This window comes from Candidatus Magnetobacterium casense, from assembly GCF_019173545.1.
GTDB classification, from domain to species: Bacteria; Nitrospirota; Thermodesulfovibrionia; order Thermodesulfovibrionales; family Magnetobacteriaceae; genus Magnetobacterium; species Magnetobacterium cryptolimnobacter.
Genome location: NZ_JABXWD010000742.1, coordinates 1 through 1,172, shown reverse-complemented (window position 1 = coordinate 1,172; position 1,172 = coordinate 1). Strand labels below are relative to the sequence as shown.

The following is a 1,172-nucleotide window of genomic DNA, read 5'->3' as shown; positions in this document are numbered from 1 at the left end:
GAAATGCCGCTGATATTGATTATATCAGGAGCTTTTATATGTGGGTTTGTAGTGGCCAATGTCAGCCATTTGGCAAGGCGTACTTTGCGCAACCGGCGCAAAGAGGGTACCAGAGATATACTGTGATTGAGAGAGCCAGGATAATTGCACGTGAGAAAAGGGAATCCCGTTCATGAGCTACCCACAATGCGTTGGTTGTTATCATTATGTGGGATGGATCGGGCTGGTTGTCAATCTGGCCATCTCAGTCTTGAAGGTGTTTGTCGGGATAATCGCCGGTTCCCAGGCGTTGCTGGTTGATGCCCTCTATTCAGCGAAAGATGTTTTGACATCGTTTTTGATCATTCTCGGTTTGAAATTTTCAAAGCAACCCTTGGATGAAGAGCACCAGTTTGGTCACGGCAAGGCAGAGTTTCTTTTTTCGTTGTGTGTCGGTTTGTCGATGATGGCCATCACCGGCGTTTTTGTCTATTTTGAGACCGACAAGCTGTTGACTGGCGCGCCGCACCAGTCTCCGCACATGATTGCTCTCTGGGCAGCCCTTTTTGTAGTCGCTGCCAATCTGTTTCTCTGGTATTACACCCGCTGTGTGGCGCACCAGATCAACAGTCCCATGGTGTCGGTACTGTCTCACCATCAGAAATCGGATGCCTATTCCTCACTTGCTGTGGCTCTGGGCATCATCGGTTCGCACTACCTGAATCTTCCCTGGTTGGATGCAGTCGTGGCTGTGGGGGAGTGCCTGGATCTGTTCCATCTGGGAACCAAAATCACCTGGGACGCTATCAAAGGGTTGATGGATGCCTCGGCGCCGCAAGAGTTGATCCAAAAGGTTCGTGAATTGTCTGCTTCGGTCTCTGGAGTGAAGAGCGTTGAAGAGGTTCGTACCCGCAGAGTAGGCCAAGAGATCTGGATCTCCATGGTGGTGGGTGTGGATCCAGAGTTGACCGTCGAGCAGGGTAAAGAGATCAGCCTTTGGGTGGAAGATCGTTTGATACAAATGCTGCCTCATCTTGGTGATGTCAGTGTCCATTTCAAATCGGCAAGCGGTTCGGTGGCGGAGTTTGATTTTATTCAAAAGGAGATTGTGCAACTGCGGCAGCAGTTGGAGCAGGAGCAAAAGGCCAGAGAGCAGGAAGGCGGCCCCCTGACTGTCGATGGAGGGAACCATT

General features: G+C 50.8%; 1 protein-coding gene. It reads left to right on the top strand.

Going from position 1 to position 1,172, the window contains the following annotated elements; genetic code table 11:
* Positions 1–172 precede the first annotated feature (172 nt).
* Positions 173–1,172: magnetosome biogenesis CDF transporter MamM (mamM, locus tag HWQ67_RS19210; protein ID WP_218254304.1), on the top strand; the 1,000-nt coding region annotated here is incomplete at its 3' end.